The sequence below is a fragment of the Roseovarius maritimus genome (assembly GCF_043355895.2).
GTDB lineage: Bacteria > Pseudomonadota > Alphaproteobacteria > Rhodobacterales > Rhodobacteraceae > Roseovarius > Roseovarius maritimus.
In genome coordinates this window covers 73,331-89,162 of record NZ_JBHFPF020000010.1, presented here as the reverse complement: position 1 = coordinate 89,162, position 15,832 = coordinate 73,331, and the positions used below count along the sequence as shown (strand labels likewise).

15 protein-coding genes are annotated in these 15,832 nt (G+C 61.6%); 14 read left to right on the top strand and 1 reads right to left on the bottom strand.

Annotated elements, in window-relative coordinates; all coding sequences use genetic code 11:
• The first annotated feature begins 227 nt into the window (after nucleotides 1-227).
• From topA to ACEWPM_RS16025, 4 genes are all read left to right on the top strand, one after another.
• Nucleotides 228-2,924: a type I DNA topoisomerase gene (topA, locus tag ACEWPM_RS16040; protein ID WP_393963161.1), complete on the top strand. Its 2,697-nt coding sequence runs from the start codon at nucleotides 228-230 to the stop codon at nucleotides 2,922-2,924.
• Nucleotides 2,925-3,048: 124 nt separating this feature from the next.
• The gene (locus ACEWPM_RS16035) at nucleotides 3,049-3,618 is read left to right on the top strand and encodes a L,D-transpeptidase (protein WP_393963160.1); all 570 of its coding nucleotides are present in this window, start codon (nucleotides 3,049-3,051) and stop codon (nucleotides 3,616-3,618) included.
• A gap of 130 nt (nucleotides 3,619-3,748) precedes the next feature.
• Nucleotides 3,749-4,453 (top strand): CoA transferase subunit A, encoded by a 705-nt coding sequence (locus ACEWPM_RS16030; protein WP_393963159.1) that lies wholly within the window; start codon nucleotides 3,749-3,751, stop codon nucleotides 4,451-4,453.
• Complete coding sequence (locus tag ACEWPM_RS16025; RefSeq protein WP_393963158.1) at nucleotides 4,453-5,076, top strand: 3-oxoacid CoA-transferase subunit B; 624 nt, start codon at nucleotides 4,453-4,455, stop codon at nucleotides 5,074-5,076. The genes ACEWPM_RS16030 and ACEWPM_RS16025 overlap by 1 nt, the downstream gene beginning before the upstream one ends.
• A gap of 91 nt (nucleotides 5,077-5,167) precedes the next feature.
• Here the strand turns inward: ACEWPM_RS16025 and ACEWPM_RS16020 are convergent, their stop codons facing one another.
• Entirely contained in the window at nucleotides 5,168-5,977 is an 810-nt protein-coding gene (locus tag ACEWPM_RS16020; RefSeq protein ID WP_393963157.1) for a lytic transglycosylase domain-containing protein, read from the bottom strand.
• A gap of 377 nt (nucleotides 5,978-6,354) precedes the next feature.
• Between ACEWPM_RS16020 and ACEWPM_RS16015 the strand changes: the two genes are divergently transcribed.
• The 10 genes from ACEWPM_RS16015 to ACEWPM_RS15970 all read left to right on the top strand — a co-directional run bounded on the left by ACEWPM_RS16015 (nucleotide 6,355) and on the right by ACEWPM_RS15970 (nucleotide 15,832).
• Complete coding sequence (locus ACEWPM_RS16015; protein ID WP_393963156.1) at nucleotides 6,355-6,597, top strand: hypothetical protein; 243 nt, start codon at nucleotides 6,355-6,357, stop codon at nucleotides 6,595-6,597.
• Nucleotides 6,598-6,762: 165 nt separating this feature from the next.
• Nucleotides 6,763-6,957, top strand: coding sequence for a Flp family type IVb pilin (locus tag ACEWPM_RS16010; RefSeq protein ID WP_393963155.1), 195 nt, complete (start codon nucleotides 6,763-6,765; stop codon nucleotides 6,955-6,957).
• A gap of 133 nt (nucleotides 6,958-7,090) precedes the next feature.
• Nucleotides 7,091-7,960 (top strand): Flp pilus assembly protein CpaB, encoded by an 870-nt coding sequence (gene cpaB / locus ACEWPM_RS16005; protein ID WP_393963154.1) that lies wholly within the window; start codon nucleotides 7,091-7,093, stop codon nucleotides 7,958-7,960.
• Between the two features lie 205 nt (nucleotides 7,961-8,165).
• On the top strand, nucleotides 8,166-9,587 hold the full coding sequence (locus ACEWPM_RS16000; RefSeq protein ID WP_393963153.1) for a type II and III secretion system protein family protein: 1,422 nt from the start codon (nucleotides 8,166-8,168) through the stop codon (nucleotides 9,585-9,587).
• Nucleotides 9,588-9,604: 17 nt separating this feature from the next.
• Nucleotides 9,605-10,261 (top strand): OmpA family protein, encoded by a 657-nt coding sequence (locus tag ACEWPM_RS15995; RefSeq protein WP_393963152.1) that lies wholly within the window; start codon nucleotides 9,605-9,607, stop codon nucleotides 10,259-10,261.
• Nucleotides 10,262-10,587: 326 nt separating this feature from the next.
• The gene (locus ACEWPM_RS15990) at nucleotides 10,588-11,814 is read left to right on the top strand and encodes a CpaE/TadZ family protein (RefSeq protein ID WP_393963151.1); all 1,227 of its coding nucleotides are present in this window, start codon (nucleotides 10,588-10,590) and stop codon (nucleotides 11,812-11,814) included.
• A 27-nt stretch (nucleotides 11,815-11,841) separates the two neighbouring features.
• Nucleotides 11,842-13,302: a TadA family conjugal transfer-associated ATPase gene (locus ACEWPM_RS15985; protein WP_393963150.1), complete on the top strand. Its 1,461-nt coding sequence runs from the start codon at nucleotides 11,842-11,844 to the stop codon at nucleotides 13,300-13,302.
• 6 nt (nucleotides 13,303-13,308) lie between these two features.
• Entirely contained in the window at nucleotides 13,309-14,277 is a 969-nt protein-coding gene (locus ACEWPM_RS15980; protein WP_393963149.1) for a type II secretion system F family protein, read from the top strand.
• A 13-nt stretch (nucleotides 14,278-14,290) separates the two neighbouring features.
• Entirely contained in the window at nucleotides 14,291-15,259 is a 969-nt protein-coding gene (locus ACEWPM_RS15975) for a type II secretion system F family protein (protein WP_393963148.1), read from the top strand.
• A gap of 24 nt (nucleotides 15,260-15,283) precedes the next feature.
• Complete coding sequence (locus ACEWPM_RS15970; protein WP_393963147.1) at nucleotides 15,284-15,832, top strand: tetratricopeptide repeat protein; 549 nt, start codon at nucleotides 15,284-15,286, stop codon at nucleotides 15,830-15,832.

The window sequence follows — 15,832 nt, the reverse complement described above, 5'->3', positions numbered from 1 at the left end:
ACCGGTGTGGCTTTACCGCCCGCCCCGGCAGGGCTTTGCCCGTCATTGACAATCCCCCTTGCGCCACCACATGTTGCGCCGCCATAAGCGCCCCCGGCCCTGCCTTTGGCGAAAACCCCGGGATTCGGCCATTTGCGATCCGTATTGCCGCGCCTACATAATGCACTGCTTTTCGATAGGCCGCCGCATCAGGCCGCTGTCGAAACGAGATAGTGAGAAGGAATTTCATGCCTGTCGTCGTCGTCGAATCTCCCGCCAAGGCCAAGACCATCAACAAGTATCTGGGCCCTGACTACACGGTGCTGGCATCCTATGGCCACGTGCGCGACCTGCCTCCCAAGGATGGATCGGTCGATCCCGAGAACAGCTTTGACATGAAGTGGGAGATCGGCACCGACAGCCGCAAACACGTCAAGGCGATCGCCGATGCGCTGGCAAACGACAACGCGCTGATCCTCGCGACCGACCCCGACCGCGAGGGCGAGGCGATCAGCTGGCATCTGGAAGAGGCGCTGCGCAAGCGAAAGGCGATCAAGAAGGATACGCCCGTGAGCCGCGTTGTCTTCAACGCCATCACAAAGGCCGCCGTGACCGAGGCGATGGCCAATCCCCGGCAGGTCGATGCACCGCTGGTCGAGGCCTATCTGGCGCGCCGCGCGCTCGACTACCTTGTGGGCTTCAATCTCAGCCCGGTGCTCTGGCGCAAGCTGCCCGGCGCGAAGTCGGCGGGGCGTGTGCAATCGGTCTGCCTGCGCCTGATCGTTGAGCGCGAGATGGAGATCGAGGCGTTCAACCCGCGCGAATACTGGTCCGTCAAGGCGCTGCTGAGCACGCCGCGCGGACAGGAATACGAGGCGCGGCTGACCACGCTGGCAGGCAAGAAGCTGGAAAAATTCGATCTGGCCAATGCCACGCAGGCCGAGATGGCGGTGCAAGCCGTGTCGTCCCGCGCGCTGAAAGTCACCTCGGTCGAGGCCAAGCCGGCCAGCCGCAATCCCTCGGCCCCCTTCATGACCTCGACGCTACAGCAGGAGGCGAGCCGCAAGTTCGGCATGGGCGCACGCCAGACGATGAGCGCGGCGCAGCGCCTCTATGAGGCCGGGCACATCACCTACATGCGAACCGACGGTATCGACATGGCCCCCGAGGCCGTCACCGCCGCCCGCGAGGCCATCGCCGACCGCTACGGCAAGGAATACGTGCCGGCCGAGCCGCGCATCTACAAGAACAAGGCGAAGAACGCGCAAGAGGCGCATGAATGCATCCGTCCCACCGAGATGGGCAAGGACGCCGCCGCGCTGAAGATCACCGACCGCGATCAGGCGCGCCTTTACGATCTGATCTGGAAGCGAACGCTGGCCTGCCAGATGGCCGGTGCCCGGCTGGAGCGCACGACGGTCGAGATCGGCTCGGATGATGGCCAGGTCGGCCTGCGCGCGACGGGCCAGGTTGTGCTTTTCGACGGATTCCTGCGCGTCTACGAGGAAGGCCGCGACGATGTGGACGAGGGTGGCGACGATGCCCGCCTGCCGCAGATCTCCGAGGGCGACAAGGCTGCCTTCGGCAAGTCGGGCCTGCGCGATCAGTTCGCCAAGGCCGATAAATCGGACAGCGTGGCCCCGGACAGCGCCAAGGGCATGGCCCGCCACGACGCCGCCATCCTCGCCGAAAACGCTGCCGTTCTCGGCCTGCAGTCGCACACCCAGCCGCCGCCCCGCTATACCGAGGCCACGCTGGTCAAGCGGATGGAAGAGCTGGGCATCGGTCGCCCCTCGACCTATGCCAGCATCGTCACCACGATTCAGGACCGCGAATATGTCCGCAAGGATGGCAACCGCCTGATCCCCGAGGACAAGGGGCGCATCGTCACGATCTTCCTGCTCAATTTCTTCAAGAAATATGTCGGCTATGAATTCACCGCCGATCTCGAGCAGGATCTGGACCATGTCAGCGCCGGCGATGCCGACTGGAAGGATATCCTTACCCGCTTCTGGCGCGATTTCTCGGCCGCCATCGCTGAGACGTCCGAGCTGCGCATTTCCGAGGTTCTGGATGTGCTGGATGACGCGCTGGCGCCCACGCTCTACCCGCCGCGCGAGGATGGCAGCGATCCGCGCATCTGTCCGCTGTGCGGGACCGGCAAGTTGCACCTCAAGACGTCGAAGTCCGGCGGTTTCGTCGGCTGCGGCAACTATCCCGAGTGCCGTTACACCCGTCCCATCGGCAGCGATGCCGCCGAGGCGGGCGACCGCGTGCTGGGCGAAGATAATGGCGACGAGATCTCCCTGCGCTCGGGCCGGTTCGGCCCCTATGTCCAGCGCGGGGAGGCCACCGAAGAAAACAAGAAGCCGCCGCGTGCCTCCCTGCCCAAGGGCTGGACACCCGACGCGATGGATCTGGAAAAGGCACTGACCCTGCTGAGCCTGCCGCGCGAGGTGGGGCCGCATCCCGAAGACGGCGAGATGGTCGAGGCCGGGATCGGGCGCTATGGCCCCTTCGTCAAGCATGGCAAGCTCTATGCGAACCTCAAGGAGGTCGACGAGGTCTTTACCATCGGTATGAACCGTGCGGTCGAGGTGCTGGCGCAAAAGCTGGCCAGTCGCGGCGCAGGCCGCGCAGCGGCCAAGCCCCTCAAGGAGCTGGGCGAGCATCCGGAGAGCGGCGGCGCGATGAACGTCATGGAGGGGCGCTATGGGCCCTACATCAAGTGGGAAAAGATCAATGCGACCATCCCCAAGGGGACCGAGCCGGAAGATGTCACCGTCGCCATGGCGGTCGAACTGATCGCCGAGAAGGCGGCCAAGTCCGGCAAGGGCAAGAAGGCGCCAGCGAAGAAGAAGGCCGCCCCCAAGAAGCCTGCCGCCAAGGCGACCAGCAAGAAAGCGGCGTCCAAGACGGCCAGCAAAGCCACCGGCAAGGGCTAGCGCCGCACGGTGCGACTGCACGAAGCGGCCTACACATCTTTGTTATTGGCGATTGGCGGCGTTAATATCCATGTAAGGTTACAAAGGCATCGTTTTTGCCACAGAAATCGAGAGGACAAGAGCCATGAAAAATTCAGGTCTCAGCCGCCGCGCCGCACTTGTAGGCGGCGCTGCCGCGCTTACCACGCTTGCCACACCGGGTCTTCTGCGCGCTCAGGACGCTTCGGGAACCCGTCGCAACGCCTCTGCCTTCGCAGTTCAGAACTGGCAGGACCATTTTGATTCGCTGGGCAGCGGCGCCATCGTCTGCGACACCGGCTCGCGCGCTCTGCACTACTGGAACTCAGACGCGACCGATTATCGCGTCTATCCCACGTCCGTGCCGATGACCGACGAGCTGACGCGCACCGGCTATACCAGCATCGTGCGCAAGAAGGTTGGGCCCACGTGGACGCCGACCGCCAACATGAAGGCGCGCGATCCCAGCCTGCCCGACTTCATGCCGGCGGGTCCGGGCAATCCGCTGGGCACGCATGCCATGTATCTGTCATGGCCTGCCTACCTGATCCACGGCACGCACGATACGCGCAAGATCGGGCGGAAGTCTTCGTCGGGCTGCATCGGCCTCTATAATCAGAAGATCGAAGAGCTGTTCGCGATCACACCCGTCGGCACTCAAGTCCGCGTTATCTAAGACGGCCCGACCCTTCCGGGGCCGGTTTCTGCCAATCCCCCAGGTGCAGCGATGTTGGAATGGCGGCGGCATTGACTTCTTTGCCGCTGCTGCCCACAACCGACCGAACCGTGCTCAAAAGGGGGTCTTCATGAAAAAAGTCTACGCGAACGCGACCGAAGCGTTGGAGGGTCTGCTACATGACGGCATGACCATAGCCGCGGGTGGATTTGGTCTGTGCGGCATTCCCGAATTGCTGCTTCAGGCGATCAAGGAACATGGCGCAAAGGATCTGACCTTTGCCAGCAACAACGCGGGTGTCGACGATTTCGGCATCGGCATCCTGCTGCAGACGCGCCAGGTCAAGAAGATGATGAGTTCGTATGTCGGCGAGAACGCCGAGTTCATGCGCCAGTACTTGGCTGGCGAGCTCGAGATCGAGTTCAACCCGCAAGGCACGCTGGCCGAGCGCATGCGCGCCGGCGGCGCGGGCATTCCGGGCTTCTACACCAAGACAGGTGTCGGCACGCAGGTGGCCGAGGGCAAGGAGCACAAGGATTTCGACGGCGAGACTTATATCCTCGAGCGCGGAATCGTGGCCGATCTTTCCATCGTCAAGGCGTGGAAGGCCGATGACACCGGCAATCTGGTATTCCGCAAGACCGCGCGCAACTTCAACCCGCCCGCTGCGATGTGCGGCAAGGTCTGCGTGGCCGAGGTCGAAGAGATCGTGCCGCGCGGCAGCCTCGATCCCGACCACATCCACCTGCCCGGTATCTACGTGCACCGCCTGATCCAGGGCGAGCATGAGAAACGGATCGAGCAGGTCACGACACGCAAGAGGGAGGACGCATAATGCCCTGGGACCGCAATCAAATGGCCGAGCGCGCAGCGCAGGAGCTGGAAGACGGCATGTATGTCAACCTCGGCATCGGCATTCCGACGCTGGTGGCAAACTATGTCGGCGACAAGGAAATCACCCTGCAATCCGAGAACGGCATGCTGGGCATGGGCGCCTTCCCCTATGAGGGCGAAGAGGACCCCGACCTGATCAACGCCGGCAAGCAGACGATCACCGAGCTGAACCGCACCGCTTATTTTGACTCAGCGACCAGCTTCGGCATGATCCGGGGCGGAAAGATCGCCGCGGCGATCCTCGGCGCGATGGAAGTGGCGGAAAACGGCGATCTGGCGAACTGGATGATCCCAGGCAAGCTGGTCAAGGGCATGGGCGGCGCGATGGATCTCGTCGCAGGCGTCGGCAAGGTCATCGTCGTGATGGACCACACCAACAAGGCGGGCGAGTCCAAATTGCTCAAGGAATGCTCGCTGCCGCTGACCGGTACGGGCGTCGTGGACCGCATCATCACCAATCTGGGCGTGCTCGACGTGGTTGAGGGCGGGCTCAGGATCGTGGAATGCGCCGAAGGCGTCACCGAGGACGAAATCCGCGCCGCGACCGAAGCGACCCTCGTCTGAGGGCGAAACCTTCTCGAGGAGTTTTTTTCAGGAAAGTTCCAACTTTCCTGGTGTTCTTCATTCAGGGCGGTGCCGGGCGGTGCCGCCCTTTTCAGTTCGCCATCGCCATGTTCAGCGCGCAGCCGTCCGAGATGAAATCAGGCCGCGTCTTGCAAAGACCGCGCGCGAGGTCATAGGCCGCCAGCACCTTGGGGACGTAATCACGCGTCTCGGCATAGGGCGGCACTCCCTTGTTGGCCTTCACTGCATTCTCACCCGCATTGTAGCCGGCCAGAGCGAGGATGGGATCGCCCTCGAACTCCTTGAGCAGCCAATCGAGGTAAGCCACGCCGCCCCGGATATTCTCGGACTCCGACAGGCTGTCCGTCACGCCAAAGCGCGCAGCGGTATCTGGGATCAGCTGCATCAGCCCCTGCGCGCCCTTTTCGCTGACCGCTGTGCGACGCCCGCCAGACTCGACGGCAATGACCGCAAGCACCAGCGCGGGTGACACGTCTGTGCCGATCGTCGCCATCAGGATGTTCTGACCCTGAGCGATCGCGATATCCTGCATGTCCTGTAGACGATAGCGCGGAGCGGGCATGCCCTCGGGCGGCTTAGCCAGTACCCCTAGCGCCTCGTCAAAGCGCACGGTGCCCGCGTCTGCATAACCGGGCGGCACACGGTCCCAGAACCAGCCATAGCTGGCGCCGCGCACCGCCGGGACTGCGCGCACGGCTTCGGCATCCTCGCCTCGCTTGGTGCTGGGGGCCGGAGCGGGCTGATCTCCTGGCTCGATCTGAACCGTGATCCGCTTGGCCGTGCCTTTTTTCGGCGGTTTGCCCATCTTGAAGGTAAATTCGGGAAAAGGCGCGGGTTCGGCCAGCGCCATCGGCGCATGACACAGCAGAAACGCTGCCATCAAGGGAGCAAGAGAGGGTCGCACGGGGAATTTGCCTGTCTGCGTTGTCGCTATTTTGCACAAATCATCGCAAAGAATCGCCTTTCGCGCCAGTCCCAAGCTGCGATTCCGCCTTCCCCAGCGTCGTTTCAAGCAGGGTAAATCAACAAAATGAATGTTTTCTTAATTTTTAAATCATTAACTTTCAGCATGTTATATACATTTCCGCCCTGGAAAACGCGATGTGCCAAAATCGGTCCAATCGCGCCCAATTTGTGCCTTCATTGACCGGCAAAAACTACTCATCCGAGGCGCTGAGGGCCAACAGAGAGAGGCGGCCCAGACCAGCAAAGCGGTGAGAAACCTGAGTAACTTATGATCCTTTGGAGGGACAACACATGATCAATTTCATCAAGAATTTCCGTGCAGACGAAGATGGCGCCGTGACCGTTGACTGGGTCGTTCTGACCGCAGCCGTGGTTGGCCTGGGCGTTGTGGCCGTCGGCACCGTCCGTACCTCGGTCGGCAACCTGGCCAACAACATCCAGACCGGCGTCGAAGCAACCGCCGTCGAAGGCGTGGGCGGCACGGGCTCCGGTTCGGGCACTGGCGACGGTAGCGGCACCGGCACCGGCGGCTAATTCCAATATTAGCTCGGCCTGACTATTCGAATGTGAAGAGCCGCAAGTCACCGATTTGCGGCTCTTTGGCCCCTGAGGGGTGTAGTCGTGGCGTCGCCCGCAATCTATCGCTCGCGCACGCGTTGCACTCGCAACATCATATCAAGCAAAAAGAGCGAGTACGTTATGTCAAAGTTCATTAAATCCTGGCTTCGCGACGAAAGCGGCGCAGTCACCGTAGATTGGGTCGTCCTGACGGCCGCAGTGGTCGGCCTTGGCGTGGCCGCCATGTCATCGGCGCGAACCGGCGTCACGAACCTGACGGCGGACATCAGCACCGGTGTCGAAGCCACCGAGGTCGCCGGCGTCACAGCCGATTGATCCCAAGGCCAACACGCGGCGTGATCGCCGCAGGGTGGCCTTGCGTATGCGAAAAAGTCGGGCCGGTTGGCCCGAAAACCGAGACGAGCCGCCTTTTTGCGCGCCATCCGGGAGATGATCGAAAGGAACCGCCATGCGACTTATTTTCGGACTAGTACTTGTGTTGGGTGTCGCGCTGGCCGGCTTTGCCGTTTACATGGCCAAAAATTACATCCAAGCATATCAGACCCAGTTGGAGCTGGAGCGTAATTCGCGCCCCGAACCCATCAAGACGGTCGATGTCTATATCGCCAATCGCACGCTGGAATACGGCGAGCGGATTCTGGCGAAGGACGTGATGAAGATCGCCTTCCCCGAGGCTTCCCTGCCCGAGGGCATATTCCGCACCGAGGAAGAGCTGTTTCCCAAGGGTGACGCGGAACCCCGCACCGCCTTGCGCGCAATGGAGAAGGGCGAGGCTATCCTGAATGTCAAGGTGACGGCGCCCGGCCAGGATGCCGGGATCTCGGCCAAGCTGGGCCGCGGCATGCGCGCCTTTGCAATTAAAGTCGACAGCACAAGTGGTGTCTCGGGCTTTCTGCGCCCCGGCGACCGCGTCGATGTCTACTGGACCGGCAATATCGGTCGCGGCAACGTGCGGACCGAAGGTGATAGCGAGGGTGACGTGACCAAGCTGATCGAGACGGCCGTGCAGCTGATCGCTGTCGACCAGTCGGCAAATTCCGACATGGCCGAGGCAAGCATCGCCCAAACCGTCACTGTCGTCGTCCGCCCCGAGCAGGTCGCCGCATTGGCTCAGGCACAGGCGACGGGCCGCCTGTCGCTCAGCCTGGTGGGCACGCAGGACGATGTGGTGGCCGAACGGATCGAAGTCGATCAGCGCCAACTCTTGGGTCTTTCTGCAGCCCCTGCCCCCAAAGCAGCGCCCCGCGCCGAGATTTGCACCATCCGCACACGCCGCGGCGGTGAGGTGATCGAGACCCCGATTCCCTGCACGAATTAAGGCTTAACCACTTTAAAATTCTTACAAGATTTCGGGCGCCCTATCAGCGGCGCCCGATTGCATGAGTGCGCCTCTTCGATCACAGCTCAGAGAAAAATCGGCTAAGTGTCATTGATTCTTGAAAAAAAGAAAAAAGTGACGCACAGTGACTCCAATCTTGGGCATTAAGACCCGTTAATTGAGGCGTGATCGGAAGGCAGGTCACATGAAAACGACGAATATTATTGCGGCGGCTCTGATGGGGCTGACCGCCACGATTTCCAGTGCTCCGGCGCCCGCTCATGCAGAAAACCTGCAGGTCGTGCGCAAGGGTACAGGCAGAGATTTGAGCGTTTCTATGAACCGCGCGGTCGTGGTTGAAAGCGACGTGCCATTTGCCGAATTGAGTATCGCGAATCCGGCCATCGCCGATTTCTCGACCCTCTCGGACCGCACGATTTACGTGCTGGGCAAATCGCCGGGACGCACAACGCTGACCCTTCTCGACGAGAACGGACGCCTGATCGCCAATGTGGATGTCAGCGTCAGCGCCGACATCTCGGAGTTCAAGGAGCGGCTGCGGCAGATCCTTCCGAACGAGCAGATCGAAGTGCGCACTGCGAATGACGGTATCGTCATGTCGGGCACTGTCAGCAGCACGCCGCGTCTGCAGCGGGCTCTTGATTTGGCCGAGCGGTATGCGCCCGAGCGTGTCTCGAACCTGATGAGCGTGTCGGGCAAGCAGCAGGTCATGCTGAAAGTCCGCTTTGCAGAGATGCAGCGCAGCGTTGCCAAGAGCCTGTCAACCTCGCTGGCAATCGATGGTCTGTCGACCGCCGGGTTGGGCGCGGGCGTGGCAACCAACGGAGTGACCTCAAATGCGGCTCCCAGCGGCATCACGCCCGGCCCCTCACCCAATCTTGGCACAAATAACGGCGCAGCCTTCTTCGGTTTCAATGCTGGATCGGCGCAGATCGGCATTCTGCTTCAGGCGCTCGAAACCAAAGGCGTTGTGCGCACCTTGGCCGAGCCCAATCTGACTGCACTTTCTGGCCAAGAGGCCAAATTCCTTGCCGGCGGCGAATATCCCATTCCGGTTAGCCAGGAAGACGGCGCGATCACGATTGAGTTCAAGCCTTTCGGCGTCGAATTGAACTTCGTGCCGCGGGTTCTGGATGACCAGATCATCAACCTGGAAATGGCGGCGGCGGTTTCGTCGATCGACAGCACGAACAGCTTTACAAACGGCTCACTTTCCGTCGCCGGTTTCCGCCGCCGCGAGACATCCACGACCGTGGCTCTGCGTGATGGCGAAAGCTTTGCGATCGCCGGGCTCCTTCAGGATGATTTCCGAGACAATAATGGCCAGGTGCCATGGCTGGGCGATTTGCCCGTCCTCGGGGCGCTCTTCCGCAGCGCCGATTACGAGCGCTCGCAGACCGAGCTGGTGATTATCGTGACCGCTCATCTGGTCACGCCAACGCGTGGCGAGGCTCTGGCCCTGCCGACGGACCGGGTCAAACTGCCATCCGAGGCCGATCTGTTCCTGAATGGCCGCGTGGCGCGCGATGCCCGTCCGACAAGTGGCGGCGCTGGCGAAGTGGCGAAACAGGATTTCAGTGGCTCTTACGGCTACGTGATGGATTGATGCAGGGAACGGGGAACATGAGGAAAACTCTTTCAATTCTACCGATCCTGGCTCTTGCCGGGTGTGCCGGAGGCGGCACGGAAGTGTATCGGTCCTACTTCACCGAAGCAGGTGCGATGGTGGATGGCGGCAATTTCGGCAATGCCAACATGCAAAATACCCAAGTGATGACCGGCGAGCGCAGCTATGTCTACGATCTGTCCAACCGGTTCTCCAAAGAGGTGCTGACAACGGTCAACTTCGCCTTCAACTCGGATCAGCTCGACGCTGTTGCGCGTGACACTCTGAGCAAGCAGGCCGCCTGGATCCGACAATTTCCCGAAGTGCGCTTCAAGGTCTACGGGCATGCCGATCTGGTCGGGCCCAACGGATACAACAAAGATCTCGGCATGCGCCGCGCGCGGGCCGTCGTCGACTACCTGACAAGCCACGGCATCAGCCGCTCACGCCTTGAGGCGGTGGTCTCATTCGGTGAGGCGCAGCCCTTGATTGTCACCCAAGGCCGCGAGCGGCGCAATCGGCGCACCGTGACCGAAGTGTCAGGTTTCGTACGATCGCACCCGATCATCATGGATGGCAAATACGCCCAGGTGGTTTACCGCGAAACGGTCGCCAGCGCGGTGCCCGAGCCCGAAATCAGCATGTCCGGAGAGTCCTCGCTGGGCTCCGAATAGAAGCCGACACACGATTTCTCCCTGCCCGGCTTGCCGGGACATCTGGAAACCCGCCGCCTCGCGGCGGGTTCTTTTTTGCGTGCGCAAGCCTTGGCGGCCCGTTATCCGGCAGCGTCAAAGATGGCCCAATCGGCGCGTATGAACGCACAATTACGATAATGCGGCCCTATTGTTGCCCAGATTTTCCGTGAGTTTGGCACAAGGAAAAACCGGTCCGCGCCATCCATGCAGGCCGGGATTCGGACAATCGTGCCCCTCCGCACACAAGGCCGGCCCCTTCGGGTGGTCGGCCGGGCGGACGGCACGCAAGATAGGACGATAACGCAATGAGCAGTGCGACCAATCCCCCCGAAGCAAGCCCGCTAGTCGCGTGCACGATCAGCCGTGACGTGACCAATTTCGACCTCCTGATTGAGGATATGGAAACGTCAGTCGGCGAGGCGTGGGGCGATCTGGGCTTTCCCGAGGCGCTGGCCTTCATGGGCCAGCTTGAAGCGCAGTCGCTGGAATTCATCGCCATCGCCATTGACGAGGATGACGAGAACGATTTGGGCACGATCGGCGACATCATCGCGTTGGCAGGCAAGCTGGAGATCAAGGTGATCCTGATCGCCGACGACGTCAGCCCCGCTGCGCTGCACAGCCTCTTGCGCCAGGGCGCGGATGAGTTCGTACCCTACCCTCTTCCCGAGGGCGAGTTGCAGGCCGCCATCGACAGGCTGCGCAAACCGCCCGAAACCACGGCCAGCGTCACCTCGGCCCCGCGCGCCACGGGCGGCGAGGGCGTGGTGCTGGGCGTGCATGGCCTGGCCGGCGGCACCGGCGCGACCACATTGGCCGTCAACCTCGCGTGGGAGCTGGCAAGCGCGTCCAAGGACAAGGCGCCGCGCGTGTGCATTCTGGACATGGGGCTGCAATTCGGCTCGGTCTCGACCTTTCTCGATCTGCCCCGCCGCGAGCCGGTCTTCGAGATGTGGTCCGACACTGAAACGATGGACGAGGATATCTTCAAGCAGGCGCTGGTCAGCTATCAGGACCGCCTCTGGGTGCTGACCGCCCCGCCCGAGATGCTGCCACTGGACATCATCAACCCCGAGGACGTGACCCGCGTTCTGGATCAGGCGCGCAAGCATTTCGACTATGTGATCGTCGATATGCCCACGACGCTGGTTCAGTGGACAGAAACCGTGCTCTGCGCCGCGCAGATCTATTTCGCCACGCTCGAGATGGACATGCGCTCGGCCCAGAACACACTGCGGCTCAAGCGCGCGCTCAAGGCCGAGGATCTGCCGCTGGAGCGGCTGCGCTACTGCATGAACCGCGCACCCAAATTCACCGATATGAGCGGCAAGAGCCGGGTCAAGCGGATGGCGGAAAGCCTGGAAATCGGGATCGAGCTGCATCTGCCCGATGGTGGCAAGGCAGTCAGCCAGGGGGCGGACCATGGCCTGCCACTGGCAAGCTCGGCTCCCAAGAACCCCCTGCGCAAGGAGATCGCCAAACTGGCGGCCTCGCTCCATGCGCTGAGCAAGAGTGACGCAGAAGCCGCGTAAGGCGCACTGCAGAAAGGTATCGACCAGATGTTTTCACGCTACAAGAAGCCCGCGCCCGGTCAGGCCACCCCGGTCAAGCCCGCCGTCGCCGACGCCGCCACCAAAGCCACGCCCGACCCCAGCCAGCGCGCGACCGTGCCCAATGCCGCCAGCCTGCGCCGCCCCTCGGCACCGGCCAAGGCCGACCTTGGCCCGCAGGACCGCGAGCGCAAGCGCAAGGAACGCCTGGGCGAGATCAAGCTGGATATGCACCGCGCCCTTCTGGACAACCTCAACCTCGGCGCGCTGGACCAGGCGAGCGAGCAGGATCTGCGCGAAGAGATCGGCGCGATCACGGCGGAGGTTCTTGAAGAGCGCAGCATCGTGCTGAACCGTGAAGACCGTATGACGCTCACGCAGGAGCTGTATGACGAGGTGCGCGGCCTCGGCCCACTGGAAACCCTGCTGAAGGACGATACCGTCAACGATATCCTCGTGAACGGCCCGCAACAGATTTTCATCGAGCGTGACGGCAAGCTGGAACTCTCAGATATCACCTTCAAGGATGAAAAGCACCTTTTGCGGATTATCGACAAGATCGTCAGCGCCGTGGGTCGGCGCGTGGACGAATCGAATCCCTACGTCGACGCCCGTCTGCAGGATGGCTCGCGCTTTAACGCGATGGTGCCTCCAGTGGCCGTCGATGGCAGCTTGGTGTCCATTCGTAAATTCAAGAAGGACAAACTGGGCATCGACGACCTGGTCAATTTCGGCGCCTTCTCCGAAGAGATGGCCGCCTACCTGCAAGCCGCCGTGGCCTGCCGCCTTAACATCATCGTCTCGGGCGGTACGGGCTCGGGTAAGACCACGACGCTGAACGCGCTTTCCTCCTTCATCGACAATGCCGAGCGCATTCTTACGATCGAGGACACGGCCGAACTTCAGCTGCAGCAGATCCATGTCGGACGGATGGAATCGCGCCCGCCCAACGTCGAGGGCAAGGGCGAAGTTTCCCCTCGCGACTGTCTGAAAAACGCGCTCCGGATGCGCCCCGACCGCATCATCGTCGGCGAGACGCGAGGCGAGGAGGTCATCGACATGCTGCAGGCCATGAACACCGGCCATGACGGCTCGATGACCACGATCCACGCCAACAACCCGCGCGACGGGATCAGCCGCCTTGAAAACATGGTGGCGATGGCGGGAATCGAAATGCCGCTCAAGGCCGTCCGCAGCCAGATCGCGTCAGCCGTGCATCTGATCGTGCAGGCCAGCCGTCTGCAGGACGGCAGCCGCCGCATGACCTCGATCACCGAAGTGACAGGCATGGAAGGCGAGGTGATCTCGATGCAGGAGGTTTTCCGCTTTCAGCGCGTCGGCCTCACGCCCGAGAACAAGATCATCGGCCATTTCACCGCGACCGGTGTGCGCTCGAACTTCTCCGAGCGGTTCCGCCTCTGGGGCTACGATCTGCCCGCCTCTATCTATGAACCCGTGAAACCGGAGTAAATCCAGATGACCATCAGTGCAGAGCCAATCATCTACGGTCTGATCTTTATCGGCGTTCTCGTGCTGGTCGAAGGCATCTATCTGACCGTTTTCGGAAAATCGATCAGCCTCAATAACCGCGTCAACCGTCGTCTGGAAATGCTGGACAAGGGCGGGCGCCGCGACGAGGTGATGGAAAAGCTGCGCAAGGAGATGCAGCAGCATCTGCGCTCGCGCCGCTTCCCGCTTTATTCAATACTGGCCAGCAAGGCACAAAAGGCGGCCATTGCCTTCACGCCCAAGCAGCTGATGATGTTGATGGCCCTGGTCTCCGTTCTGGCCTTTATCGGCCTTTCGGTCGGCACGGGCACCTCGCTGCCCGTGCGCATCGCCGTGGCCATCGCCATGGGCGTCGGCGGCATCTTCATGTGGATCTCGATGAAGGCCAAGAAGCGCATGACCCTGCTTGAGGAGCAGCTTCCCGATGCGATCGAACTCATGGTGCGCTCGCTCAAGGTGGGCCATCCGTTCTCCTCGGCGATTTCCATCGTCGCAACCGAGGTGGGCGATCCGCTGGCGACCGAGTTCGGCATCATCGCGGACGAGGCCGCTTATGGCCGCGACGTGGGCGAGGCGCTAAAGGACATGGCCGAGCGGCTGGAAATGCAGGATCTGCGCTTTCTCGCCGTGGCCGTGACAATTCAGCAGCAGTCGGGCGGCAACCTGGCCGAGATCCTTGCGGGCCTCGCCAAGGTGATCCGTGCACGTTTCCGCCTGTTCCGGCGGGTCAAGGCGATCACGGCCGAGGCGCAATGGTCGGGCAAGTTCCTGTCGGGCTTTCCGCTGTTCGCGCTGGTCGGCATCCAGATCCTTGAACCCAATTACTACGACAATGTCATGGACCACCCGTTCTTCATTCCCGCATGCCTCATCGTCGGCGTCTTCCTGACGGTGAACCTCTTCGTCATGCGCGCCCTCGTGAACATCAAAGTCTGAAAAGGATCATTCCATGGACTTCCTCAATGATATCCTGACCGGTGCGCTGGGGCCTTTCGGCCCGATCATCGCCGTGGGCACGCTGGGCGTTCTGCTGATCGCGATCACGCTGATATTGATCATAAACCGGCCGGAAGATCCGATCGACAAGCTCAAGCGCGACCAGAAGAATCGCGCTGGGGGCAGTATCCAGCAGCAGCGGCTGCGCGGGTCCAAGAACGAAAAGCTGGATAAATACGCTGGTTTTCTGGAACCGCAGGACGAAAAACAGCTAAGCGAGATGCGCAAGAAGCTGATGCAGGCCGGCTATCGCGATCGCGATGCCGTGCGCTACTTTCACTTTGCGCAGTTCGCCCTCGGCGTCGGCGGTCTTGTCTTGGGCATGATCTATTATTTTCTCTTCAAGGCCGGCGGTGAGACGAGCACGACACAGGTCATCCTCTACATCCTCGGTCCGGGCGGCCTTGGCTACATGGCGCCCAAATACTGGGTGACCAAGCGCCAGCAGCAGCGCCAGGAAGAGATTACCGACGGCTTTCCCGACAGTCTGGACATGATGCTGGTCTGCGTCGAGGCGGGCCAATCGCTAGACCAGTCGATCATCCGCGTCGCGAACGAGATCCGACCCTCCTTTCCGGCCATTGCCGAGGAATATCTGATCGTCAGCCAGCAAATCAAGGCAGGCCGTGACAAGGCGTCCGTCCTCAACGAGATGGCCGAGCGCTGCGGTGTGCAGGACATTTCCAGCTTCGTCACCGTTCTGGTCCAGTCGCAAACCTTCGGCACGTCGATCGCCGACGCCCTGCGCGTCTATGCGGGCGAGATGCGCGACAAGCGGGTGATGCGCGCCGAAGAAAAGGCGAACAAGCTACCAACGAAGATGACACTGGCCACCATGATGCTTACAGTTCCACCGTTGCTCATCATTCTGGTGGGGCCTTCCATCGTGGGAATCATGGAACTGAACGCGATGTCGCAATAGGGCCCGCCCCGTCCATAGGATACCATGACGCGAATTTCTGCGATCTTGACAATATCTCTTGCCCTCGCCGCCTGCTCTGACAGCGGCGGGGGCAATGGTCCTTTTGCGCCCGGCGTGGCCAAGTCCGGCACCGCCGTCGATGCCACCACCGTAGGTCACCGCCTGATCAGCGCGGGCGAGTATGAGTTGGCGATCAAGTCCTTCTCTCGCGCCGCGCTTGACGAGGGCATGACCTCCGAAGTGCTCTTGGGCCTTGGCAGCGCCTATCTGGGCCTTGGCCGTGTCGGGCAGGCCGAAGAACTGCTCCGCGAGGCGGTCGAGAAGGACGAACGCTCCCCCGAGGCATGGAACAATCTGGGCGTCACACTGATGGAACAGGGCGAGATCGCCGAGGCCGAGCAGGTCTTTCGGCGGGCCTATGCGCTGGACAATGGCGAAAGTGACTCAATTCGCGACAATCTGCGCTTGGCACTCGCAAAACAGGATAATTCGGTCTATGCTGAGGCCGAAGAGCAAGATTACAAATTGGTGCGCCGCGGAAGCAGCGACTACCTGATCCGCACGATACAATAG

Coding starts and splice junctions, on each gene's coding strand:
- topA (WP_393963161.1), top strand. CDS start 228: ATGCCTGTCGTCGTCGTCGAATCTCCCGCCAAGGCCAAGACCATCAAC.
- ACEWPM_RS16035 (WP_393963160.1), top strand. CDS start 3,049: ATGAAAAATTCAGGTCTCAGCCGCCGCGCCGCACTTGTAGGCGGCGCT.
- ACEWPM_RS16030 (WP_393963159.1), top strand. CDS start 3,749: ATGAAAAAAGTCTACGCGAACGCGACCGAAGCGTTGGAGGGTCTGCTA.
- ACEWPM_RS16025 (WP_393963158.1), top strand. CDS start 4,453: ATGCCCTGGGACCGCAATCAAATGGCCGAGCGCGCAGCGCAGGAGCTG.
- ACEWPM_RS16020 (WP_393963157.1), bottom strand. CDS start 5,977: ATGGCAGCGTTTCTGCTGTGTCATGCGCCGATGGCGCTGGCCGAACCC.
- ACEWPM_RS16015 (WP_393963156.1), top strand. CDS start 6,355: ATGATCAATTTCATCAAGAATTTCCGTGCAGACGAAGATGGCGCCGTG.
- ACEWPM_RS16010 (WP_393963155.1), top strand. CDS start 6,763: ATGTCAAAGTTCATTAAATCCTGGCTTCGCGACGAAAGCGGCGCAGTC.
- cpaB (WP_393963154.1), top strand. CDS start 7,091: ATGCGACTTATTTTCGGACTAGTACTTGTGTTGGGTGTCGCGCTGGCC.
- ACEWPM_RS16000 (WP_393963153.1), top strand. CDS start 8,166: ATGAAAACGACGAATATTATTGCGGCGGCTCTGATGGGGCTGACCGCC.
- ACEWPM_RS15995 (WP_393963152.1), top strand. CDS start 9,605: ATGAGGAAAACTCTTTCAATTCTACCGATCCTGGCTCTTGCCGGGTGT.
- ACEWPM_RS15990 (WP_393963151.1), top strand. CDS start 10,588: ATGAGCAGTGCGACCAATCCCCCCGAAGCAAGCCCGCTAGTCGCGTGC.
- ACEWPM_RS15985 (WP_393963150.1), top strand. CDS start 11,842: ATGTTTTCACGCTACAAGAAGCCCGCGCCCGGTCAGGCCACCCCGGTC.
- ACEWPM_RS15980 (WP_393963149.1), top strand. CDS start 13,309: ATGACCATCAGTGCAGAGCCAATCATCTACGGTCTGATCTTTATCGGC.
- ACEWPM_RS15975 (WP_393963148.1), top strand. CDS start 14,291: ATGGACTTCCTCAATGATATCCTGACCGGTGCGCTGGGGCCTTTCGGC.
- ACEWPM_RS15970 (WP_393963147.1), top strand. CDS start 15,284: ATGACGCGAATTTCTGCGATCTTGACAATATCTCTTGCCCTCGCCGCC.